Here is a 24,143-nt window from a genome sequence, read left to right as displayed (position 1 = left end):
TGTAACTCTCTCCTGACTTGATGTTTATATCACCTGTCAATAGCAGGAATCCGAAAGGTGATAAGGCATCCACTACTACAGGAGAGAGATCAATGAGTGGCCGAGAGGAGTCGTGTCGTACGCCGGTGACCGAGCCTGTGGGCGTTAGAAGACGTCTGAGCCTGGGCGGCAAACCCCTCACACCGACCGAGCTGGAAATCCTGCGGTGGGCTGCTGAAGGCAAGACGGTTTGGGAAATCAGCCAGATTCGCGCCACCTCTGAAGCCACGGTGAAATTCCATCTGCGTAATATCTACGGCAAGCTGGACGTCACCAACCGCGTGCAGGCGATAAATGAAGCGACGCGCCAGGGGCTGTGCTGAACGTATAAAAGGCTGTGCTGAACGTATAAAAAAGGGCCGCGACGCTTAATGGCGTCGCGGCCCTTTTTTTATCGGTGTTGCTTCGGTGTTGCTTATGCCGAATGGTAAGTCGGCAGGGCAAAGCGGTTCTGGCTTTGCAGCATCGAAATCTGGGGCAAATCGCTGGCTTGTTCGGCCAAGTCGCGGCGAATGGCGCTGATCACCCACGTCAGTTGGTCAGCAGTGTGCAACTGTTGGTATGAGATCGAGCGCTTGACTTGTTTGCCTTCGCTGTTGCGCAGGGTCAGCAGGATACCGCCGTCAGGACGTGGCTGAGTGGTGACGTCGTATTGGGAGAATACAGAAGCGAATTTATCTTGGATCAGGCTCATGTCTATCAGCTCCGTTGGCTCAAGTTGGCAAGCATGGAGAGATAGGTGCAGTGATTGTGCCAGTATTCAGATTTATAAAAAATCGTTGTAAATCAACAGTTTAAAAATTTTCAAGATTTTCAGTTTCGTGCAAAATGCATGAATGGCCATCGTGCATCCTGCATTTTGCGTTGTTCGGGCCACCCGTTTCAGCCCTTCATTACTGATAATGACTTTGATGGCTGCGCAAAATTCCTTTTTTGTGGCCGCCGGCACGGGATACAAAACTTTTCAAATCCTGCATGTACAGCCAAAGAATGGCAGGCGTATTTTCCTGCAAGGTATTCGGCGTGCCGCCTACTGCGTCACCGCTGTTCCTGGATCATACGAAGAACAAGAAAAAAGGACGTTCCGCCATGAGCCATCCGCAAGACGACATGATCACTTGGGGCAAAATGCTGCGAAAGGTGCCCGCGATTGTTCGCGCCCTGCCGCGCGTGGTACGCGGGATGCGTGCCGCGAATGTCACTGACCCGGGGCAACCTTGCGGCCTCGGGTGGCAGTTCGAGCAGGCTGTGCTGCGTAATCCCGACGGTGCTGCGTTGTTGTACGGCGACAGTGTGCTCAGCTACAGCGAAGCCAACCAGCGCGCCAATCGTATCGCTCATCATCTGCACGCGCAGGGCATCGGCAAGGGTGATGTGGTTGCGCTGTTTATCGAGAATCGGCCTGAATTACTGCTCAATGTATTGGCCGTGGCGAAGCTGGGTGGTATCTGCGCAATGCTCAATACCTCGCAAACCCAGGCGGCGCTGGTGCACAGCCTGAATCTGGTGACCCCGGTGGCCATTGTCGTGGGGGCGGAGTTGGTGCCTGCCTTTTCTGCGGTGCGTGAGCACGTCGCGATTAAGGCCGACCGCACCTGGTTTGTCGCCGATCAACCATCAAGTGCGGTGCCTGAAGGTTACATCGACCTGATGGTGGCCAGCGCCGAATGCGCGGTGAGCAACCCCACCAGCACTGCGCAAATCTTTTTCAACGACCCGTGCTTCTATATCTACACCTCCGGCACTACGGGCTTGCCCAAGGCCGGGATCATGAAACACGGCCGCTGGACCAAAACCGCTGTGAGTTTCGGCAGCATCGCCCTGGACATGGGGCCGCAAGATGTCCTGTATTGCACGTTGCCGCTGTACCACGCCACCGGCCTGTGTGTGTGCTGGGGTTCGGCGATTGTCGGCGCGTCGGGGTTCGCCATTCGGCGTAAATTCAGTGCAAGCCAGTTTTGGGACGATGCGCGCAAATTCAACGCGACAACCCTGGGTTATGTCGGGGAGTTGTGCCGCTACCTGCTCGATCAGCCGCCCAGCGCGCAGGACCGTGATAACCGCGTGACCAAGATGGTCGGCAATGGCCTGCGCCCCGGCGTCTGGGCGCAGTTCAAGCAACGCTATGGCGTTGAGCATATCTGCGAGCTGTACGCTGCCAGTGACGGCAATATCGGCTTCACCAATGTGCTGAATTTCGATAACACCATCGGCTTTTGCCTGCAGCACTGGGCACTGGTGGAATACGCCCACGACACGGGTGAACCGATCCGTGGCAGCGATGGTTTGATGCGCAAGGTGCAAACGGGCGGGCAGGGGCTGCTATTGGCCCGGATTGATGAAAAATCACCCTTCGACGGGTACACCGACCCGGAAAAGAACCGCAAGGTGGTGCTCACGGATGTGTTCGAGAAGGGTGACCGCTACTTCAATACCGGCGACTTGTTGCGCAGTATCGGCTTTGGCCATGCTCAGTTCGTTGACCGCCTGGGCGATACCTATCGCTGGAAGGGGGAGAACGTCTCGACCACCGAAGTCGAAAACGTCCTGCTGCAACACCCGCAGATCGCCGAAGTGGTGGCCTATGGCGTCGAGATCGAAAACACCAACGGCCGGGCGGGGATGGTCGCCATCACCCCGAGCGAATCCCTGGCGTCCCTGGACATGCGTGAATTGCTCCAGTTTGCCCACGGCCAACTGCCGCACTACGCGGTGCCGTTGTTTCTGCGCATCAAAGTGAAGATGGAAACCACCGGCACCTTCAAATACCAGAAGGTGAAGCTCAAGGAGGAGGCGTTTGACCCGGCAAAAGCCGGTAATGACCCGGTCTACGTTTGGCTTCCAGGGTCTGACAGCTATGTGCCGGTCACCGGCCAGCTGTTGGCGCAGATCCAGGGCGGGCAGTTTCGTTATTGATTCTGGCTATGGCCGCTTTTGGCAAAAAAGGCATGACAGTGGGGAACTCCGTCGCGACACTGGGCGCCTATAAAGCACACCAGACAAGGAGCCCTCACATGTCAGACCAGCCCAAACAAATGACCGAAGACGAAGCTGCCGAATTTGCCGAACAGGTCTTTGACGTGGCTCGCCGGGGCGACGCCGCCATGCTCGCTGCGCTGCTGGCCAAAGGCTTGCCGCCCAATCTGCGCAACCATAATGGCGACACCTTGCTCATGCTCGCGGCCTACCACGGCCACGCCGATGCGGTAAAAGTGCTGCTGGAATTCAAGGCTGACCCACAGATCGCCAATGACAAAAACCAACTGCCGATTGCCGGTGCCGCATTCAAGGGCAACCTGCCCGTGGTCACGGCGCTGATCGAAGGTGGCGCACCGGTTGATGCATCATCGTCGGATGGGCGTACCGCGCTGATGATGGCGGCGATGTTCAACCGCGTAGAAATGGTCGACTACCTGCTTGGGCAAGGTGCCAATCCCAAGGCGACTGACGCCCAGGGCGCGACGGCGTTAGCTGCAGCGCAAACCATGGGCGCGGCGGATACGGCGGCGCAGTTGCAAAAACTGGTGTAGGCTACGCGCCCTCAAAAACCAGCCCGCCACAGGACCTTCCCATGAAAACCGCCCTCGTCGAACTCATCAGCAAAATCAGCGCCGGCGTCATGGGCGAGGACGAGGTGGCGCGCATCGCCGAAGAAGCGGCCCAGGCCTACGCGGACCCTGCGGCCTTTCTGGCAGCCAATCCGGATATCAACTACGACGACTCGTTCCCTATTCCATTGGGTGAGTGGGTGGTGGTGGGCAGCCTGCCGGACACCGTCCTGTTCCAGGCGGACACCTACGGCGATCTGTTTGCGCAGATCGTCGCGTCCTTCGGCCCGGGCGTGGCGTTCAACCTCAAGCCCAAGCAGTTGGCCAAGACCGAAGACCTCACTGCGCTCAATCGCATCCAGATCCAGATGAGCGCCCTCAGCCCGGAAGAGGGCGGCTATGTGCTGCTCAACTTCAGCCAATTGCTCGATGACGAGATCCAGAGCGTGCTGGTGTACGGCAACGACCTGCCGCGCGTGCTGGAACTGTGCGCCCACGTTGGCATCAAGGCTGAGCCGTCCCTGGAAGCGCTGCGTGTTGCGGTGCACGTCTGAAATAAAACGGAACCGCCGCCACGGCTGACTATCCTAAGGAGGCATGCCCTCACTTTAGGAGCGACACCATGGGTTCGACTTTCAATGGTCTGATTGGCCTGATTATCCTTGCGCTGGATATCTGGGCGATTATCAACGTCTTTAAAAGCGGCGCGAGCACGGGCGCCAAGGTGTTGTGGATCTTGCTGATCCTGTTGCTGCCGGTACTCGGCCTGATTATCTGGGCAATTGCCGGGCCGCGCGGGAATGTGCGGATCTGATCACCGGGCCCGCTCCAATCCGGAGTAGGCACTGCACTAAATGTGGGAGCGGGCTTGCTCGCGAAAGCGGTGGTTCAGTCACTGATGTATTGACTGACGCAGCGCTTTCGCGAGCAAGCCCGCTCCCTATTTGTCTCCAGCGTATGCAGAGATTTGTGTGTCGAGATTATTCGGTGCACGAAATTTTCACACCTCGTCCAAGACAATTCGCCGGTTTTTAAGGCACTGCCAAGGCTCTCTATCCAGTGCCATTAACCGCATGGCCGTGGCATATGTTCAGTAATTAATAGCGTTGATGCCGTTGATCGGGCACCATTTGCGCCACCGCGCTAACCGCCTACCCCAGCCAGCCTGGGCGAGGGACGGGCGCCACTGCATTACTTCTAAACTTAAACTTCCAATGGGTCCTGAAACGACATGGCAAACCCGGACGCCCTGAGTCAGCAGCGAGCTTCTAATCGCCTGCTGCAACCGACCGTCAAATCCCATCTGGCATACACGCTGCTTTGCGCGCTGGTCATGATGGTGATGTTCTCCCTGCTGCGCCTGGCGCTGCTGGTCTACAACCGCGAGATGATCCTCGACACGCCGGCCTCGACGTTCCTCGAAGCGTTCGTCAACGGCACGCGCTTCGACATACGCTTTGTGATGTACGCGCTGGTTCCGATGCTGCTGGCCTTGTTCAGCGTTCGGGCCATGGCGGCGCGCGGGTTTTTCCGTTTGTGGCTGACCGTCGCGTCGAGTATTGCCCTGTTCCTGGGCTTGATGGAGATGGACTTCTACCGCGAATTCCACCAGCGCCTCAACGGCCTGGTCTTCCAGTATGTGAAGGAAGACCCGAAAACCGTGATGAGCATGCTCTGGTACGGTTTCCCGGTGGTGCGGTACCTGCTGGCCTGGGCCGTGGGTACGCTGATCCTGAGCATGGCCTTTAAAGGCGCCGACCGTGCGACGCGCCCACGTGGCCCGTTCAGCGGGGGCACCGTCGGCACCCGCCAGGTGGCGCCGTGGTACACCCGCATCGCCGTATTCGTGGTCTGCCTGTTGATCGCCGTGGTCGCCATCCGTGGCACCCTGCGCCAGGGCCCGCCGCTGCGCTGGGGTGATGTCTACACCACCGATTCGAACTTCGCCAACCAGTTGGGCTTGAACGGCACTCTGTCGCTGATCGCCGCCGCCAAGGCGCGCTTCTCCGAAGAGCGTTCGAACATCTGGAAAGCCACCCTGGACCAGCCGCTGGCGACCCAGACCGTGCGTGACATGCTGGTGTTGCCACAAGAGAAACTGGTGGATACGGAGTCGGCTGCCGTTCGCCGTGACTACACGCCACCGGCCGAAAAAACCCTGCCGATCAAGAACGTCGTAGTGATCCTGATGGAAAGCTTCGCCGGTCATTCGGTGGGTGCATTAGGCCGCCCGGGCAACATCACGCCGTACTTCGACAAATTGTCCAAGGAAGGCCTGCTGTTCGACCGTTTCTTCTCCAACGGCACCCACACCCACCAGGGGATGTTCGCCACCATGGCGTGCTTCCCGAACCTGCCGGGCTTCGAATACCTGATGCAGACCCCGGAAGGCAGCCACAAGCTGTCGGGCCTACCGCAGTTGCTCAGTGCGCGCAAGTTTGACGACGTGTATGTCTACAACGGCGATTTCGCCTGGGACAACCAGTCGGGTTTCTTCAGCAACCAGGGCATGACCAACTTCATCGGGCGTAACGACTTCGTCAACCCGGTGTTCTCCGACCCGACGTGGGGCGTGTCCGACCAGGACATGTTCAACCGTGGCCTGGAAGAACTCAAAGCCCGCGAAGGCGGCAAGCCGTTCTACGCCCTGCTGCAAACCCTGTCCAACCACACGCCGTACGCATTGCCGACGCCATTGCCGGTCGAGAAAGTCACCGACCGTGGCAGCCTCAACGAGCATTTGACGGCCATGCGCTACTCCGACTGGGCCTTGGGCCAGTTCTTTGAAAAGGCCCGTAAAGAGCCTTACTTCAAGGAAACCCTGTTTGTGATCGTGGGTGACCACGGCTTCGGCAACGAACAGCAAATCACCGAAATGGACCTGGGCCGCTTCAACGTGCCGATGCTGATGATTGCACCGGGCATGCAGGAGAAGTTCGGCGAGCGTGACCACACCGTGGGCACCCAGATCGACATCGTGCCGACCATCATGGGCCGCCTGGGTGGCGATACCTTGCACCAGTGCTGGGGCCGTGACCTGCTGAACCTGCCGGAAGGCGACAAGGGCTTTGGCGTGATCAAGCCGTCGGGCAGTGACCAGACCGTAGCGTTGGTTACCGCAGACCGCATTCTGGTACTGCCCAAGGACATGCCACCGAAGCTGTGGGAGTACGAACTGGGCGCTGAGCCGACCGGTAAAGTGATTCCCGAGTCACCGGACGAAGCAGCGCTGAAACAGAAACTCGAGTCGTTCCTGCAAACGGCGACCAAGAGCCTGTTGGATAACACCGCCGGTGTGGTCGACGGTAAGCCGGACTAATAAGTCGGGCATAAAAAAAGAGGCCTCAGTGAGGCCTCTTTTTTTGTCCGGTGTTTATATCCGGCCAAGCAACAGCAGCACCAGCAACACCACCAGTACGACACCCAGAATACCCGACGGGCCATAGCCCCAGTTACGCGAGTGCGGGAATACCGGAAGGCCGCCAACCAACAGCAGGATCAGGATAATGATCAGAATGAGGCTCATAGTTTTTTTCCTTATAGGCCTTCTGAAAAGACCGGTGATTAAACAGTAGGCCTGTCAGTTTAAAGACAGACGCCTTATAAAATCCGACTGTGCCATGGGGTAAAAGATTCCGTGTTTTTTTAAAGCATTTTGCAAGCCGGCTTATTTCTTTTAATGCGTTCACACCTGCAGCGTATTAGTTGAAAAAGATTGAACTTACGCAATAAGTCGCTCTCGTACCCGGCCTCAAGTTTGCCCGAGGCATTCATCAATTGGATGGTGCGTGGGTCGCGGAAAAACCTTCGCTACACTGCCGATCACTTCTTCCGTGAACCACAAGGCAGCTTTCCTATGCAAAATCGCATGATGATCACCGGCGCCGGGTCCGGCCTGGGTCGCGAAATCGCTCTGCGCTGGGCCCGCGAGGGTTGGCAATTGGCCTTGTCGGACGTCAGCGAGCCGGGCTTGCTTGAAACCCTCAAGCTCGTGCGCGAGGCGGGTGGCGATGGGTTTGTCCAACGCTGCGACGTGCGCGACTACAGCCAGCTCACGGCCTTTGCCCAGGCCTGTGAGGTGAAGCTGGGCGGCATTGATGTGATCGTCAACAATGCCGGTGTCGCCTCGGGTGGCTTCTTTGCTGAGTTGTCCCTGGAAGACTGGGACTGGCAGATCGCGATCAACCTGATGGGCGTGGTCAAGGGCTGCAAAGCGTTCCTGCCGCTGCTGGAGAAAAGCCAGGGCCGGATTATCAACATCGCCTCAATGGCCGCATTGATGCAGGGGCCGGCGATGAGCAACTACAACGTGGCCAAGGCCGGTGTGGTGGCGTTGTCGGAGAGCTTGCTGGTGGAACTCAAGCAGCAGGAAGTGAGCGTGCACGTGGTGTGCCCGTCATTTTTCCAGACCAACCTGTTGGATTCGTTTCGCGGGCCTACACCGGCGATGAAGGCGCAGGTGGGCAAGTTGCTTGAGAGCTCGCCGATTTCGGCGGCGGATATCGCCGATTACATCTACCAACGCGTGGCTGAAGGCGAGTTCATGATCTTGCCCCACGAGCAGGGGCGCATGGCATGGGCGTTGAAGCAGAAGAATCCGCAGTTGTTGTATGACGAGATGACGCAGATGGCCGACAAGATGCGGGCCAAGGCGCAGGCGGTTAAGGGCTGATGCCGGTCCAAATGTGAAAGAGGGCTTGCGCCCAACGGCGCAGTGATCGTCAACCTATCACCGCTATCGGGAGCAAGCCCCCTCCCGCCTGTTTAAGCGTATTTGGCTCGGGATTTTTATGTGGTCTGTCAGGCAAGTTACCCGTTTATGTAGGTCTCGCCTGATTTAGAGGCAAGCCATTGCTGCTCCCCAGCCAATCACGCATGGTCAACGTCCTGTCACTCCAAAAGGATACCCCGCCATGCTGGTCTTAAGCCGCGCCCTGGGCGAAGTCATTTCCATCGGCGATGACATTACGTTGCACATCCTCGAGTTGAACGGTTCCCAGGTGAAATTCGGCGTCGACGCGCCGGCTGGGGTGCACGTCCATCGCTCCGAGGTTTACCAGAAGATTCTCGACCGCCCAGGCACCGCCACCCCTCCGGTGGCAGTCCCCAATCCCTGAACCCCGTTCAGTCGAACAGATGCTTGGGCACGTCGTGCTTGAGCATCAACTGGCATTGCTCGCTTTCAGGGTCGAACACGATCAGCGCCTGGCCCTTGGTCAGCGCCTGACGCACGCGCAATACGCGGGTTTCCAGCGGTGTTTCGTCGCCATTGTCGGTGCCGTCGCGGGTAACGAAGTCTTCGATGAGGCGGGTGAGGGTGTCGACTTCAAGTGCGTCGTAGGGAATCAGCATACAAGCCTCAGAGGTAGGAACCCGGCGATCCTACTGCGCCGGGACCGTAGTTGCCAGTGTCAGGACTTCTGGCCGACCAGGCTGTCCACTGACGGCACGCGTGTGTCGCTCTCCATCTGTGTCTCATGCTCGATCTGATGGCTGAAGCGGTCCAGCGAACCCTGCGCCGGTTGCGCGTCGCTGGCGAATACCGGCGGGCTGAGAATGTAGGCACTCAACAAGCGACTCAGCGCCGCCAGGCTGTCGATGTGCGTGCGCTCGTAGCCGTGGGTGGCGTCACAACCAAACGCCAGCAGGGCTGTGCGAATGTCGTGGCCGGCGGTTACGGCAGAGTGGGCGTCGCTGAAGTAATAGCGAAACAGGTCGCGGCGCACGGGCAGGTCGTTATCCGAAGCCAGGCGCAGCAGGTGACGGGACAGGTGGTAGTCATACGGCCCGCCGGAGTCCTGCATCGCCACGCTCACGGCATGCTCGCTGGAGTGCTGGCCGGGTGCGACCGGGGCGATGTCGATGCCAACAAATTCGCTGACATCCCAGGGCAGGGCCGCCGCGGCACCACTGCCGGTCTCTTCGGTGATGGTGAACAACGGGTGGCAGTCGATCAGCAGCGGTTCGCCGCTGTCGATGATGGCCTTCAGCGCGGCGAGCAGGGCCGCGACACCGGCTTTATCGTCCAGGTGTCGGGCGCTGATATGCCCGCTTTCGGTGAACTCGGGCAGCGGGTCAAAGGCGACATAGTCACCGATGCTGATGCCCAGGGAATCGCAATCGGCGCGGGTCGCGCAGTAGGCGTCCAGGCGCAATTCCACATGGTCCCAACTCACCGGCATTTCATCCACGGCGGTGTTGAACGCGTGCCCGGAGGCCATCAACGGCAACACGCTGCCACGGATCACGCCGTTATCAGTGAACAGGCTGACGCGGCTGCCTTCGGCAAAGCGGCTGGACCAGCAACCCACGGGGGCGAGGGTCAGGCGGCCGTTGTCTTTGATCGCACGCACGGCGGCACCGATGGTGTCCAAGTGTGCGGACACGGCGCGGTCGGGGCTGTTTTTCTGGCCCTTGAGGGTCGCGCGAATGGTGCCACGCCGGGTCATTTCAAAAGGGATGCCGAGTTCTTCCAGGCGCTCGGCGACGTAGCGCACGATGGTGTCGGTAAACCCGGTGGGGCTGGGAATGGCGAGCATCTCCAGCAGCACTTTTTGCAGGTAGTTGAGATCCGGTTCGGGGATGGTTCGGCTCATAAAGACTCCTGATGAAGTGTGGCGAGCAGGTTTGTTGTGGCGAGCGCGCTTGCGCCGCGTTGGGTCGCGAAGCGGCCCCAAACCTGCCAATGAGTTCTGGCTGAAAGACTGCGGTGCATGGGTCAGGGCTGCTGCGCAGCCCAACGCGGGGCAAGCCCGCTCGCCACAGGGTTATTGAGCAGTCGGCTGGCTATGCGGAAACAACAAGTCCACAAACTTCTCCGCAGTCGGTTGCGGCTCGTGATTAGCCAGCCCGGCCCGTTCGTTGGCTTCGATAAATACGTACTCGGGTTGGTCGGCGGCGGGCACCATCAGGTCCAGGCCCACCATGGGAATATCGAGGGCGCGGGCGGCACGCACGGCGGCGTCCACCAGCGTCGGGTGCAGGATCGCCGTGACGTCCTCCAGGCAACCGCCGGTGTGCAGGTTGGCGGTGCGGCGCACGGCCAGGGTTTCACCGCGCGGCAGGATGCTGCTGTAGTCGTAACCGGCGGCGTGCAGGGTGCGTTGGGTTTCGGCGTCCAGCGGGATTTTGCTTTCGCCGTCGGTAGCGGCTTGGCGGCGACGGCTTTGGGCTTCGATCAAGGCGCCGATGGAATGCTGGCCATCACCGGTCACCTCGGCAGGGCGGCGAATCGCGGCGGCGACCACCTCAAAGCCGATCACCAGGATGCGCAGGTCGAGGCCTTCGTGAAAGCTTTCGAGCAACACACGGCTATCGAACTGGCGGGCCGCTTCGATGGCTTTCTGCACGTCTTCGATCGTCTGTAAATCCACCGCCACGCCTTGGCCTTGCTCGCCGTCCAGCGGCTTGACCACGACGCGCTGGTGTTCGTCGAGAAACTCCAGGTTGTCGTCGGCACTGCCCGCCAATTGTTGTTGCGGCAGTTTCAAACCGGCGGCTTTGAGCACCTTGTGGGTCAGGCTTTTGTCCTGGCACAGGGTCATGCTGATGGCGCTGGTCAGGTCGCTCAAGGATTCACGGCAACGCACGCGGCGTCCACCATGGCTGAGGGTGAACAGGCCGGCACCCGCGTCGTCCACGTGCACATCAATGCCGCGTCGATGGGCCTCTTCGACAATGATCCGCGCGTAGGGGTTGAACCCCGCCTGCGGCCCCGGGCCGAGAAACAGTGGCTGGTTGATGCCGTTCTTGCGCTTGATCGCAAAGGTGGTCAGCGCGCGAAACCCCAGCTTGGCGTAGAGGCTCTTGGCCTGGCGGTTGTCGTGCAACACCGACAGGTCAAGGTAGCTCAGGCCACGGCTCATAAAGTGCTCTACCAGGTGGCGCACCAGCACTTCACCCACGCCGGGCCGGGTGCATTGCGGGTCGACGGCCAGGCACCAGAGGCTGCAACCATTTTCCGGGTCGTGAAAGGCTTTTTGATGATTGAGGCCCATCACGCTGCCGATCACCGCGCCGCTGTCTTCGTCTTCCGCCAACCAATACACCGGGCCGCCTTGGTGGCGTGGCGTCAGGCGTTCAGCGTCGACCGGCAGCATGCCGCGCCCTTGATAGAGCACGTTGACCGCGGCCCAATCGGCCTCGCTTTGTACGCGCCGGATACGAAAACCGCGAAACACCCGAGTCGCCGGCCGGTAGTCGCTGAACCAGAGGCGCAGGGTGTCGGACGGGTCGAGGAACAACTGTTGCGGATCAATCCCGAGGATCTGCTGGGGCGCCGCCACGTACAGCGCGATATCGCGCTCGCCAGCCTGCTCGTTCAGCAACTCTTCGGCCAGGCTGGCAGGGTCAGGGAACGTGTGGCCGATCAACAACCGGCCCCAGCCGCAATGCACGGCAATCGGCTCGGCGCCCAGTGGGCTGCCATCTTCAGCCAGGCGGGCTTGCAGGCGTTCGTAGGTCGGCGCCTGGCCCTTCAGCAAGCGTTGGCTGTAAGCCGCTGCAAGAGGTTTCATCAATCAGATTCCTTGTTCGCTGAGCCACAGGTTCAGCGCCGCCAGTTGCCACAGCTTGGAGCCGCGCAGCGGGGTCAGTTGGCCTTGCGGGTCGGTCAGCAAGCGATCAAGCATGGCGGGGTTGAACAGGCCGCGATCCTGGCTCGGGTCCAGCAGCAGCTCGCGCACCCAGTTCAAGGTGTCGCCCTGCAAATGCTTGAGGCCCGGCACCGGGAAGTAGCCCTTTTTGCGGTCAATGACTTCGCTGGGGATGACCCGGCGCGCGGCCTCTTTCAACACCTGCTTGCCGCCGTCGGGCAATTTGAATTTACCCGGCACGCGTGCCGACAGTTCGACGAGGCGATAATCCAGAAACGGTGTGCGCGCTTCCAGGCCCCAGGCCATGGTCATGTTGTCCACGCGTTTGACCGGGTCATCGACCAGCATCACCGTGCTGTCCAGGCGCAAGGCCTTGTCCACGGCGGCGTCTGCACCTGGCGTTGCAAAATGCTCACGCACAAAGTCACCGGCAGCGTCATTGGCAGTCAGCCATTTCGGCGCGACGGTGGCGGCATAGTCGTCGTAGCTGCGGTCGAAAAATGCATCGCGGTATGCGGCGTAGGGATCGCTGGCGCCATCCACCTGCGGGTACCAGTGGTAACCGGCGAACAACTCGTCGGCACCCTGGCCGCTCTGTACCACCTTGCAATGCTTGGCCACTTCCCGCGACAGCAGGTAGAAGGCGATGCAGTCGTGGCTCACCATCGGCTCGCTCATGGCGCGGAACGCGGCCGGCAGTTGCTCAATGATTTCGCTTTCGGCAATGCGCAACTGGTGGTGACGGGTACCGTAGTGCTTGGCAATCAGGTCCGAGTACTGAAACTCGTCGCCGCGCTCGCCACCGGCATCTTCAAAACCGATCGAGAAGGTCGACAGGTCCTGCACGCCGACTTCACGCAACAGGCCGACGAGCATGCTCGAATCGACGCCGCCGGAGAGCAGCACGCCGACATCCACGGCGGCGCGTTGGCGGATGGCCACGGCTTCGCGAGTGCTGTCGAGTACGCGGTCGGTCCAGTCTTCCAGGGTGAGATTTTGCTCATCTTCACGAGGGCCGTAGGGCAGGGTCCACCAGGTTTTCTGTTCGGTCTTGCCATTGGCGTCGATGCGCATCCAGCTCGCTGGCGGCAGCTTTTCAATGCCCGCCAGCAAGGTGCGCGGTGCAGGCACCACGGCGTGGAAATTCAGGTAGTGATTGAGCGCCACCGGATCGAGGATCGGGTTGATATCGCCGCCCTTGAGCAGTGCCGGCAACGCCGAGGCGAAGCGCAGGCGCTGGCCGGTGCGCGACAGGTACAACGGCTTCACGCCCAGACGGTCACGAGCGATGAACAGGCGCTGGGCGTCACGCTCCCAGATCGCAAAGGCAAACATGCCGTTCAGCTTGGGGAGCAGTGCTTCGCCCCAGGCGTGGTAGCCCTTGAGCAGCACTTCGGTGTCGCCACCGGAATAGAAGGCGTAGCCCAGGGCTTCCAGCTCTTCGCGTAATTCCGGGAAATTGTAGATGGCACCGTTGAACGCCAGCGACAGCCCAAGCTGGGCGTCGACCATCGGTTGGGCCGAGCCGTCCGACAGGTCCATGATCTTCAGGCGCCGGTGGCCCAGGGCAATCGGCCCTTGGGCGTGGAAGCCCCAGGCGTCTGGACCGCGTGGGGCCAAGTGATGGGTGATGCGCTCAATGGCCGCCAAGTCGGCAGGTTGGGCATCGAAACGTAATTCTCCAGCTAATCCGCACATAAATTCCTTACCGGTTTTTCCGTTGGGGAGGGGTCAATATTCAATGCGCCAAAAGGGCGCGTACCCAGAAACTGACCCAGTGCTATCCGTGGAGTTTTAGACCGATAAGTTATAAGGCAAATAGCCGTGATGGCTTTAAAGCCGCCCTTTGCTTGCCGCTGACTTGCCTTTCACCAACGCGCGCAGCGCAAACCGATTCGGGTGGCAGGCCTCGGCCACACTCGCTGGAACCGGCAACGGCTCAGCATTCAGCCAGGCCGCAATCAGCTCGCCGCACAGGGGCGCGGTGATCAGTCCGCGTGAGCCGTGGCCGCTGTTGATGTACAGACCCGGCAGCCAGGGGCAAGGCGTATCCGGTACTTGCCGGGCGTCTTTGCCGAGTACCGCATACGCCTGTTGGAATGCTTCGTGGTCGGCCAACGGCCCGACGATCGGCAGGTAGTCAGGGCTGGTGCAACGAAACGCCGCCCGACCCTCCAGTTCCTCGGGGGCCAGGTGATCGGCGCCCAGGCGTTGCAATAAATCTTCGGAAATCTCCCGCAGCATCGCAAGGTTGCCGGCATGTTCGGTGACGGTGGGCGTGAGGTCTTCATTGGTGAAATCAAAACTCGCGCCCAGGGTGTGTTCACCCAGCCGGGCGGGTGCGACATAACCCTCGGCGCAGACCACCGTGGCCAGCCCCTCACTCGCTGCCGTTTGCGCCAGTCGGGTGATTTGCCCGCGAATTCGCTTGAGCGGCAAGTCGGCGCTGGGGGGGAATCGCTTGATCTCGGCGGCGCCGGCGAGCACCACCACACTCGCGCTGGCCAGCACGCGGTCGGCGTCGCGCGCCTGCCACTGATCATCGACCCGGCGCAGCTCAAGGGCGTCGTGATGGGTGAGCACTTCAATCAGTGGATGTGCCGCCTGCCATTGGCACAGCGCCGGTGGATGCACCCAGCCGCCTTCCGGGAAAAACAGGCCGCCCTGAGCCAGGTCGATTCCGGCCCGTTGTTGCGCCTGCTCACGGTCCAGCAGGTGCAACAATTGGGGCGCAAAGGCCTCGGCCAGTTGCGCCTGGCGCTGAGCTTCCTTGGCGTCAAATGCCAGTTGCAGCACGCCACAGCCATCCCAATCAACACCTCGATGCAAGTGTTCCAGCAGGCGCCGGGTGTGACCGAAACCGCTGAGTATCAGCTGCGACAGTGCCGTTCCATGCGCCGAGAGCTTGAGGTACAGCACGCCCTGCGGGTTGCCCGACGCTTCCTGGGCCAGGGCGGCGTGGCGCTCCAGCAGGCTGACACGCCAACCACGTGCGGCCAGGCTCGCAGCGGTGGCGCAACCGGCCAGGCCGGCACCAATGACCATCGCATGGCGTTCGCCCTCGATAGTCGCCGGGCGGGCGAACCAGGGTTTGGCTTTGGCGGGCGGCGGCGTGTCTTCGGGCCAACCGAGGAACTCACCGCGCAGGATCTCCCACTTGTGGCCGATGCCCGGCGTGCGTTTCATCTTGAACCCGGCGGCATTGATCAGGCGGCGCACCCAACCGGTGCTGGTGAAGGTGCTGATGGTCGAGCCCGGAGCCGCCAGGCGCGCCAGTTCGGCAAACAGCTCGGCGGTCCACATGTCGGGGTTTTTCGCCGGGGCGAAGCCGTCGAGAAACCAGGCGTCGATCTGTGCATCCAGTTGCGGCAATTGCTCCAGGGCGTCGCCGACCAGCAGGGTCAGGGTGACACGGCCGTTATCCAGTACCAGGCGCTGGAAGCCTTGATGGATCGCGATGTACTGCGCCAACAGGGGCTCGGCGAAGGCACTGAGTTCCGGCCAGAGGGCCAGGGCGCGTTGCAGGTCGGTGGGGCTCAGTGGGTACTTTTCCACGCTCACAAAATGCAGGCGCGCACCGGCCACTGCGTGTTGCTCGAACAGCTGCCAGGCGCAGAGGAAGTTCAAGCCGGTGCCGAACCCGGTTTCTCCGATCACCAGCCTGCCACCCTCGGGCAGGGCGGCAAAACGCTCCTGCAAGCGGTTCTGCTCAAGGAACACGTAGCGGGTTTCTTCAAGGCCCGACTTGTCGGAGAAATACACGTCGTCGAAGACCCGCGAGTGCGGGCGACCTTGGTCATCCCAGTCGAGCTGGGCGTGGGTTACGGGGTTCATGGGCGGCTCATAAAATAAAAGCGGGCAAAGGCAAGGTGGCCATTCTAGCCGAAGGGGGTAGCCCCATAGTTTTTACATGGAAAAAACTGCTGCGCGCGTCCTTCCACCCATCAACAATCAGCGTTAATTCCGTGCAGGCGGCCGCGGTATCGTAATGCCTTGATTTATAGGCAATAAAGGATATTGCTGATGCGCACCCAGGATGATTTGAACAACAAGCTGAACCAGTTGACCCAGAGCCAGCTGCAAGCGGCCTTACTGGAAATGACGGGTGATCTGGACAAGGCCCAGGTACTGCAAAAGAAGCTGCCGGGCTGGATGGTCAACGCGCCGCCGGGTGTGTTGGATGCACTGACCCGAGATGCCGCACAGGTGGCAGATGCCCAGGCAACCGTCGCCGAGTGCTTGAAGCCATTGCGGGCGCTGGATGAGTTTTGCAATGAGCGGCTCAAGGACTATTGCCTGACACGATGGCAACTGACCGTGGAGCCGAAAAAAGATCTTTTTATTCGTGCGGTCAACGAATACGAGAAAGAAGTCTTGCCATTGAAGTACGTGAAAACCGTGAGGCTGGTGCAGGACAGCCTGCTGCAGGTGGCGATGCAGAATTTCTCCGAGGATGAAGCTCGATCGCAATACTTTCCGGCCGGCTCGCTGTTGCAGTCGGGGTCCGGCGCTCGTGGGGTGATGGGCATTACGCCCCTCGAGTTTGCCCAAGGCTGTCGCGCCCTGGACCTTGGCCGCTTGTATCAGCAGCACCTCAGTGAAGTGCTCAAACTGGACAGTAACCTCACAAGCGATAAGCCCTACGTCAATGCTGTTGCGAGCGATATCGGTCGGATGAAAACCCTGGACGTGAAAATCGACGCCCACATTGCCTTGATGCGGGGAGATATTTCACAGGACACCTACAAGATGGTGTGCACGCTGCTGGACCGCCAGCTGACACCGTCCCAGGCTCAGGCCGCAGGGGTGGTGTTTCAAGGGCGGCCGGTCACTTGGCAAGGGCTGAACACACAGGGCGGCTGCCTGTGGAGCATCCTGGTGTTTTCCAGCCGGTCGATTGCGCAATACCCGCAGGAACCCTGTGTGGTTTACATGCCCAATGAGCCGGAACGGCCATTTTTTGAGTATTCCTCGCTGGATGACTTTCAGGTCTACCTCAAGGGCAAGCTTGAAGTGGCCGCGTATCGGGCCTTCTTTACCCGGTACCTGAGCCAGGGCGACCGGGTCGCGTTCTTCAGCAGTTTTGATCAAGCCCGTACCCTGGGGATGCTGGACGCCAACCTGCTTACGGTCAGCCTCGCGAGGCATTTTTTTGATACCTACGCAGCAAAGCTGCAAGCCGACGCGCGGACCCTGGCGGTGCCGGTGGCCGATGTGGATGAGGAGGTTCGCGAGCAGCGCTTGCAGGCGTATTTGGACGCCGGGTTGACGGTGCTCAACCTCGCCGGGTTGGTCGTCCCCGAGTTGGGGCTATTGATGACCGGCGTGGCGGTGGGCCAGATGCTCGGTGAACTCTATGAGGGCATTGAAGACTGGCGCCGTGGTGACACGGAAGAGGCGTTCAAGCAGTTGGCGGTGGTAGCGGAAAATATCACCTCGATGGTGGTGTTCGCGGCAGGCAGCAAGGTTGTCGGTTCGGCAATGAGCCGTAGCGGTCTTAACCTGGATAGTTTCTTTAGCAAGTTTGAAGTGGTACGCGCCACGGATGGCAACCTGCGGCTGTGGCGCCCGGATATCACGCCGTACGTCCATGATCAGAGCGTTGTCGACGACGAAGTCGCGGATGATTCGGGAATCTACAAGGTGGGTGGTCATTCCTACGTCAAGGTCAATGATCGTGTCCATCGGGTTTCCTTCGACTCAAAACTGGATCAATGGCGGGCCAGTCACCTGTCGCGGCACACGGCTTATCGCCCGCAATTGCTGCATAACGGCGAAGGATGTTGGCGTTTTGCGTTCGAAAAGCCTGACGAGTGGGAGAGTCCGGAGTATCTGTTTTCACGGTTGAAGCCGGCGGATGCCGGTTCCTCGCTCCATCCCAGGAAGCTTGTACAGATCAAGGCCATTATGGATAAGCCCCATGATTGGGGCGTTTATCAGGCGCAGGAGTGCTTGCCCTTTCCCGCACGTTTTCGCGATCTGTACGAGCGTTTCAAGCTGGATCAGTCCATTCGCGATTTTATCTGGCAGTTGGAAAGCGGTGCCGCCCCCAGCGTCGAAAACTCGACCTTGCAGATGCACGCCTTGCCCCTGTTAAAAGGTTGGCCCGTAGGACGCTATTTTGAGGTGCTGGATGCCCGGCGCAACGTCAAGGCACGCTACCCCGCCAGCGCAACGGTTAACGCTGCAGGCCAGCGTTTGACGGTCACCGAGCAGATGCTCAGTGACGGGAAAGTGTTTGATGCGCTGTTGTCCGGGTTGGATGAGGCACAGAAGACTGGGCTGTTGGGAGAGGGCATTGCGGCCGATCAGGAGCGCGCTGTTCTGGAGCGTCAGTTGCTCGCGTATCTGAAGGCCGATCGCAAGCCGTTGTTTGAGCAGTTGTATCAGTCTTATGACGGACCCGTACCACCCGAATGGGCGTTGCTCAGGCGCACCTATCCCCACTTGCCCTGCACGTTGATGCGCGAATTGATGGCCGAGACATCAACCGTGCAGCGTGAGTCCCTGCGCGATAACCAACGAATTCCCATGGCATTGGCCGAGTCAGTGCAGCGTGCCCTTGGGGAACAACGTCTGGACCGCGCCTTGATGGGGTTTGATCAGCCAGAATTGGCCAGCCTCGATACCGCGCGGGTCGCGGTTCGAGTCATGCCGCGCGTGGCGGGGTGGGGCAGGGCGCTGCGCCTCGAGTTGCGCCAGGATTCGCCACAGGGCGACTTATTGGCCTTGGGCGCGTTCAACGGGGCTGGGGTGCGGCGCGCAGTGGTCAGGTCGAACGCCGGGTTCGAAGCGTTTGATGACCATGGCCTGAGCCTCGGTGGGCCTTATGCCGGACCGGACGGGCTGTTCGAGGCGATCGATTCAGCGCTGACGGCCAGCCAGCGAGTAGCACTGGGATTACCTCTGAAGGAGCCTAGTAACATTTGGCGCCTGCGCTACATGAGCGGCTCGCAGGCCAAGGGGGAGCGGGAGCTGGCTGGCGAGGCGTTTTCCAGCAGGGTCAGTGAACCTCTGGCAGAGGGGGTTTCCTGTGAAATGGCCGATTCGCCGACGGGGCCGTTGGTGCATCCGCGCGCGCTGGTGCGTAAGGTGAAGCGCTTGTACCCCTTGTTCAGTGACGCGCAAGTGTCTTCACTGCTGATGTCGCTGGGCGCTGAGCCTCTTTCGCGGGCCAGGGCGGTAAACCGTTTGAAGGCCGAGCTGGGGCATCTGCGAGCGCTGCTCAAGCATTGGAAGAACGATGTCCAGGACCTGGAGAAACAGCCGGGCCTGAGTGACATTCGTATTAGCCGCCAGCAAGTGGCAGAGCGCATTGAAGCCTGCTGGCGGCGTCAAAGCTTTGCTCTGGACGAGCACCAGACCTCCATCGCCAGTTTGAACCTGGACGGGATGCGCATTGGTTCGTTGCCGACGCTGCCGGCCGAGATTCGTTTCGACCATGTCCAACAGTTGTCACTCAAAAATATGCAGCTGGGTGATGACGTCGCTTATTTCCTGAAGTGTTTCAAGGGGCTGAGGCGTCTGGACCTGGACCGAAACCACCTGACCCGGTTACCGGAAGTGCTCTCACGCATGTTTGAACTTGAGAGTTTGTCGATGCCCCATAACCGGTTGGCGCTGACTGACTACACGCGGCTGAAACTGGCGGACCTGAGTGCGTTGCGCCTGCTGGACCTGAGCCATAACCCGCTGGAAAAGCTGGTGGATATCGGCAAGATGCGTGACTTGCATACGCTGTTATTGCAGGACACAAAAATCACCGACCTGCCCGTAGGTCTGGGGCGGCTGGCCCGGCTTGAGCAAATGGATTTGCGCGACAACGCGATTACCGTGTTGCCCGAGTGGTTGTTTGCGACGCCGCGTAGTTTCAGTCAGTCGATTAACCTGGGCGGTAACCCGTTATCCAGTTCGACGGTAACGGCACTCCTTCGTTATCGCGACGATGTCGGTATTGGCATGGGCTACGTGAGGGACGATCAACCACGCAGGACCGAGTTGAGGGCCAGGGCATTATGGTTGCCGCAGGAAACGGCCACCCGGGATATTCACAAGCGTACGGTTTGGGCCAACCTGCGCGATGATCCGGAATCGACACCGTTGTTCGAGTTGCTGGCTCAATTGACCGGGACTGCGGACAGTCAATACGTGCGCGAGGACTTGACCCGGCGCGTCTGGGAGGTGTTGCAGGCGACCCATGACAGCGTCGGGCTGCGCGAGCGGGTGTTTCAACTGGCGGCTCATCCGACGAACTGTTCAGATGGGACGGCACAGATATTCAGTCAGATAGAGGTCTTGAAGGAGGTCGAGAAAGCGACTCTTCAGGCCGGTCGCTCACACAGCAACTCCGGCGCGTTGTTGAACCTGGGCCGTGGTTTGTTTCGCCTCAGTGAACTGGAAAAGATTGCCGCGACTTACGCTGTCGAGCACTTCTCCCTGGACCCCCTGGAAGTCAGCCTGGCATTCCGGGTCGGGTTGGCCCAGGCCCTGGAACTACCGGGGCAGCCCAAGCACATGAATTTTGCATTTTTTGCCAATGTGACCAGCGATGGGCTGGAGGTGGCGCAGTCCCAAGTGCGCACGGCAGAGTTGTCCCCCGCATTCTTGCGCTTTATTACCCAATTGGCGTTCTGGCGAATCCACCTGGAACAGCAATTTCCCGGGGCATTCCAGTCCGCGACGGCGCCCTTTGATGCGCAGCAACAAACACTCTTCGAGAACAGCCAGAACCTCACCGACGGCGAGTACCTCAAGCAAATGGAAGCCCTGCGATCGCCTCGCGGGCAGGCAATCACTGACGTAGTGGAACGCCTGACACAGCAGATGTTGAAACAGCAGGACCTGGGCATTTGCCATGTTCCCGGGAATTAGCCATCGGCCCGCTGATTGATCCACGGCAAGCCGGCTGGAATTCCTTGACCGGCATGCTGCCCAATCCGCTAGTCTTGAGCCATCTTGAAACGGAGCTGCCCATGTTCGAATCCGCCGAAATCGGTCACGCCATCGACAAAGACACCTATGACGCCGAAGTGCCGGCCTTGCGCGAAGCCTTGCTGGAGGTGCAGTACGAGCTGCAACAGCAGAAGCGCTTCCCGGTGATCATCCTGATCAACGGCATCGAAGGGGCCGGCAAGGGCGAGACCGTCAAGCTGCTCAATGAATGGATGGACCCACGCCTGATCGAGGTGCGCACCTTCGACCAGCAGACCGACGAAGAATTGGCGCGCCCGCCGGCGTGGCGTTACTGGCGGCAACTGCCTGCCAAAGGCCGCATGGGTATCTTTTTTGGCAACTGGTACAGCCAGATGCTGCAAGGCCGGGTGCACGGCGACATCAAGGATGCGCGCCTGGACCAGGCTATCGCCGGTGCCGAACGCCTGGAGAAGATGTTCTGCGACGAAGGCGCGCTGATCTTCAAGTTCTGGTTCCACCTGTCCAAGAAGCAAATGAAGGCGCGGCTCAAGGCGCTGGCCGACGACCCGCTGCACAGCTGGCGCATCAGCCCTTTGGACTGGCAGCAGTCCAAGACCTACGACAAGTTTGTGCATTTTGGTGAGCGCATCCTGCGCCGCACCAGTCGTGACTACGCGCCGTGGCATGTGATTGAAGGGGTCGACAGCAATTACCGTAGCCTCACGGTAGGCAAGATTCTGCTCGAAGGCCTGCAAAACGCCTTGAAACTGCCCAAGGGCAAGGCCAGCGGCATGAACCCGGCGCCGTTGTTGGCGTCGGTGGATCACAAGAGCCTGCTCGACAGCCTCGACATGACCTTGCGCCTGGAAAAGGACGATTACGAAGAACAACTGATCACCGAACAGGCACGCTTCTCCGGGCTGATGCGCGATAAGCGCATGCGCAAACACGCGCTGGTCACCGTATTCGAAGGCAATGACGCGGCGGGCAAGGGCGGGGCAATCCGGCGTGTCGCGGCGGCGCTGGACCCGCGCCAGTACCATATCGTGCCGATAGCTGCGCCGAGTGAAGACGAGCGCGCCCAGCCTTACCTGTGGCGGTTCTGGCAAAAGATCCCGGCGCGCGGCATGTTCACGGTGTTTGACCGTTCGTGGTACGGCCGCGTCCTGGTGGAACGCATCGAAGGCTTCTGCACTCCGGCGGACTGGATGCGAGCCTACGGCGAGATCAATGACTTTGAAGAGCAACTGCGCGATGCGGGTGTGATCGTGGTCAAGTTCTGGCTGGCCATCGACAAGCAGACCCAGTTGGAGCGTTTCCAGGCCCGCGAGGAAATCCCGTTCAAGCGCTTCAAGATTACCGAAGACGACTGGCGTAACCGCGACAAGTGGGATGACTACCGCGCCGCCGTGGGCGACATGGTCGACCGCACCAGTACCGAAGTTGCGCCATGGACCCTGGTGGAAGCCAATGACAAACGCTGGGCGCGGGTCAAGGTGCTGCGCACCATCAACCTCGCGTTGGAAGAGGCGTTCGCCAAGTCCGACAAGCACGACAAGAAAGGCAAGAAGAAGTAGGCCTATCTATGGGGTGAATGATCGTCGCGGTTGGGAGGGCCTGGATCTATCCTCGATCCATCTCCCAACAACGACAAGATCGAGGTAGCCCATGCGTGAAGTAGTGATCGTCGACAGCGTGCGAACCGGCCTGGCCAAATCCTTTCGTGGCAAGTTCAACCAGACCCGCCCCGATGACATGGCGGCCCATTGTGTGAATGCGCTGCTGACCCGCAATGGTATCGACCCGGCGACTGTCGAGGACTGCATTGTCGGCGCCGGCTCCAACGAAGGTGCCCAGGGTTACAACATCGGGCGCAATGTGGCGGTGCTCTCGCAACTGGGCACCGGTACGGCCGGCATGACCCTCAACCGCTTCTGCTCCTCGGGCTTGCAAGCGATCGCGATTGCCGCCAACCAGATCGCGTCGGGCTGCAGCGACATCATCATCGCCGGGGGCGTCGAGTCCATCAGCCTGACCCTGAAAAGCGTGAACACCGACAACCTGATCAACCCGCTGCTTAAAGAGCAGGTGCCGGGCATCTACTTCCCCATGGGCCAGACTGCCGAAATTGTTGCCCGCCGCTATCACGTGAGCCGCGAAGAACAGGACCTGTACGCCTTGCAAAGCCAGCAGCGCACTGCCCAGGCTCAGGCCGACGGTTTGTTCGACGATGAAATTGTGCCGATGGCGGTCAAGTACAGGGTCGAGGACAAGCACACCGGCGAGGTGCAGGTGCTGGAGGGTGTGGTTGAGCGCGACGACTGCAACCGCCCTGACACCACCCTGGCCAGCCTCAGCGGGTTGAAGCCGGTGTTTGCCGAAGACGGTTCGGTGACGGCGGGCAACTCCTCGCAGCTCTCCGATGGCGCCTCTATGACACTGGTGATGAGCCTGGAAAAAGCCCTCGAACTGGGGCTCAAGCCCAAGGCGTTTTTCCGAGGCTTTACCGTGGCCGGTTGTGCGCCTGACGAGATGGGCATCGGCCCGGTGTTTTCGGTGCCCAAGCTGCTCAAGGCCAAGGGCTTGCAGGTGGCTGATATCGACCTGTGGGAACTCAACGAAGCGTTTGCGTCCCAGTGCTTGTACGCGCGCAACCGCCTGGAAATCGACAATGCCCGGTACAACGTCAACGGCGGTTCGATTTCCATCGGGCACCCGTTTGGCATGACCGGCTCGCGACAAGTCGGGCATTTGGTGCGGGAGCTGCAGCGGCGCAACCTGCGTTACGGCATCGTCACCATGTGCGTGGGCGGCGGTATGGGCGCTACCGGATTATTCGAAGCCGTGCGCTAGGTTTTTATTGGGAATACTGGATCAACGTGGGCGCTGGCTTGTGTGGGAGCCGGGCTTGCCCGCGATGCAGGCACTGCGGTGTGTCAGTCACACCGCAGTGATGCAATCGCAGGCAAGCCAGCTCCCACACACGCCCCAGCTTTGATTTGTGTGTGCTGGAAAATATCGCTCGCCAAGGCACCCCTTGGTCCCCCTA

18 protein-coding genes are annotated in these 24,143 nt (G+C 60.2%); 11 read left to right on the top strand and 7 right to left on the bottom strand.

Features of this window, described 5'->3' with window-relative positions; all coding sequences use genetic code 11:
* Positions 1–92: 92 nt before the first annotated feature.
* Positions 93–362, top strand: coding sequence for a response regulator transcription factor (locus ACDZ94_RS23040; RefSeq protein ID WP_064453374.1), 270 nt, complete (start codon positions 93–95; stop codon positions 360–362).
* A 92-nt stretch (positions 363–454) separates the two neighbouring features.
* Here the strand turns inward: ACDZ94_RS23040 and ACDZ94_RS23035 are convergent, their stop codons facing one another.
* On the bottom strand, positions 455–733 hold the full coding sequence (locus tag ACDZ94_RS23035; RefSeq protein ID WP_048721059.1) for a DUF3509 domain-containing protein: 279 nt from the start codon (positions 731–733) through the stop codon (positions 455–457).
* Between the two features lie 395 nt (positions 734–1,128).
* On the opposite strand from ACDZ94_RS23035, the gene ACDZ94_RS23030 reads away from it, so the two are divergent.
* The 5 genes from ACDZ94_RS23030 (at position 1,129) to ACDZ94_RS23010 (ending at position 6,906) form a co-directional block, all read left to right on the top strand.
* Positions 1,129–2,955, top strand: a complete 1,827-nt coding sequence (locus ACDZ94_RS23030; RefSeq protein ID WP_432750888.1) for a long-chain-acyl-CoA synthetase — start codon at positions 1,129–1,131, stop codon at positions 2,953–2,955.
* 98 nt (positions 2,956–3,053) lie between these two features.
* Positions 3,054–3,569, top strand: a complete 516-nt coding sequence (locus ACDZ94_RS23025) for an ankyrin repeat domain-containing protein (protein ID WP_064453372.1) — start codon at positions 3,054–3,056, stop codon at positions 3,567–3,569.
* Between the two features lie 41 nt (positions 3,570–3,610).
* Positions 3,611–4,141, top strand: a complete 531-nt coding sequence (locus ACDZ94_RS23020) for a hypothetical protein (protein WP_432750887.1) — start codon at positions 3,611–3,613, stop codon at positions 4,139–4,141.
* A 68-nt stretch (positions 4,142–4,209) separates the two neighbouring features.
* Entirely contained in the window at positions 4,210–4,401 is a 192-nt protein-coding gene (locus ACDZ94_RS23015) for a PLDc N-terminal domain-containing protein (protein ID WP_003172956.1), read from the top strand.
* 417 nt (positions 4,402–4,818) lie between these two features.
* Entirely contained in the window at positions 4,819–6,906 is a 2,088-nt protein-coding gene (locus ACDZ94_RS23010; protein WP_064453370.1) for an LTA synthase family protein, read from the top strand.
* Between the two features lie 54 nt (positions 6,907–6,960).
* Here ACDZ94_RS23010 and ACDZ94_RS23005 read toward each other — a convergent pair whose 3' ends face one another.
* Entirely contained in the window at positions 6,961–7,113 is a 153-nt protein-coding gene (locus tag ACDZ94_RS23005) for a DUF3309 family protein (RefSeq protein ID WP_015885095.1), read from the bottom strand.
* A 330-nt stretch (positions 7,114–7,443) separates the two neighbouring features.
* On the opposite strand from ACDZ94_RS23005, the gene ACDZ94_RS23000 reads away from it, so the two are divergent.
* Both ACDZ94_RS23000 and csrA read left to right on the top strand, forming a co-directional pair.
* Positions 7,444–8,259, top strand: coding sequence for an SDR family oxidoreductase (locus ACDZ94_RS23000; protein ID WP_432750886.1), 816 nt, complete (start codon positions 7,444–7,446; stop codon positions 8,257–8,259).
* A gap of 241 nt (positions 8,260–8,500) precedes the next feature.
* Positions 8,501–8,704, top strand: coding sequence for a carbon storage regulator CsrA (gene csrA / locus ACDZ94_RS22995; RefSeq protein ID WP_064453368.1), 204 nt, complete (start codon positions 8,501–8,503; stop codon positions 8,702–8,704).
* A gap of 7 nt (positions 8,705–8,711) precedes the next feature.
* On the opposite strand, the gene ACDZ94_RS22990 is transcribed toward csrA, so the two are convergent.
* The 5 genes from ACDZ94_RS22990 to mnmC all read right to left on the bottom strand — a co-directional run bounded on the left by ACDZ94_RS22990 (position 8,712) and on the right by mnmC (position 16,015).
* Entirely contained in the window at positions 8,712–8,939 is a 228-nt protein-coding gene (locus tag ACDZ94_RS22990) for a YheU family protein (protein ID WP_064453367.1), read from the bottom strand.
* A 59-nt stretch (positions 8,940–8,998) separates the two neighbouring features.
* A complete protein-coding gene (locus ACDZ94_RS22985) occupies positions 8,999–10,183 on the bottom strand; it encodes an osmoprotectant NAGGN system M42 family peptidase (protein ID WP_064453366.1) in 1,185 nt (394 codons plus the stop codon).
* Between the two features lie 171 nt (positions 10,184–10,354).
* Positions 10,355–12,103: an N-acetylglutaminylglutamine synthetase gene (gene ngg, locus ACDZ94_RS22980; protein ID WP_064453365.1), complete on the bottom strand. Its 1,749-nt coding sequence runs from the start codon at positions 12,101–12,103 to the stop codon at positions 10,355–10,357.
* A gap of 3 nt (positions 12,104–12,106) precedes the next feature.
* Complete coding sequence (locus tag ACDZ94_RS22975) at positions 12,107–13,879, bottom strand: N-acetylglutaminylglutamine amidotransferase (protein ID WP_432750885.1); 1,773 nt, start codon at positions 13,877–13,879, stop codon at positions 12,107–12,109.
* Between the two features lie 135 nt (positions 13,880–14,014).
* A complete protein-coding gene (gene mnmC / locus ACDZ94_RS22970; protein ID WP_432750884.1) occupies positions 14,015–16,015 on the bottom strand; it encodes a bifunctional tRNA (5-methylaminomethyl-2-thiouridine)(34)-methyltransferase MnmD/FAD-dependent 5-carboxymethylaminomethyl-2-thiouridine(34) oxidoreductase MnmC in 2,001 nt (666 codons plus the stop codon).
* Between the two features lie 189 nt (positions 16,016–16,204).
* Here mnmC and ACDZ94_RS22965 point away from each other — a divergent pair, with 189 nt between their 5' ends.
* The 3 genes from ACDZ94_RS22965 (at position 16,205) to ACDZ94_RS22955 (ending at position 23,947) form a co-directional block, all read left to right on the top strand.
* Complete coding sequence (locus ACDZ94_RS22965; RefSeq protein WP_432750883.1) at positions 16,205–21,052, top strand: NEL-type E3 ubiquitin ligase domain-containing protein; 4,848 nt, start codon at positions 16,205–16,207, stop codon at positions 21,050–21,052.
* A gap of 101 nt (positions 21,053–21,153) precedes the next feature.
* Positions 21,154–22,671 carry a polyphosphate:AMP phosphotransferase gene (gene pap, locus ACDZ94_RS22960; protein ID WP_432750882.1) on the top strand — a complete coding sequence of 506 codons (1,518 nt, stop codon included), beginning with the start codon at positions 21,154–21,156 and terminating at the stop codon, positions 22,669–22,671.
* Positions 22,672–22,762: 91 nt separating this feature from the next.
* Entirely contained in the window at positions 22,763–23,947 is a 1,185-nt protein-coding gene (locus ACDZ94_RS22955; protein ID WP_432750881.1) for a thiolase family protein, read from the top strand.
* The last annotated feature ends 196 nt before the right edge of the window (positions 23,948–24,143 follow it).

Source organism: Pseudomonas sp. UBT (assembly GCF_050915955.1).
Taxonomy (GTDB): domain Bacteria; phylum Pseudomonadota; class Gammaproteobacteria; order Pseudomonadales; family Pseudomonadaceae; genus Aquipseudomonas; species Aquipseudomonas antarctica_A.
This window is presented reverse-complemented; position numbering and strand designations above follow the sequence as displayed.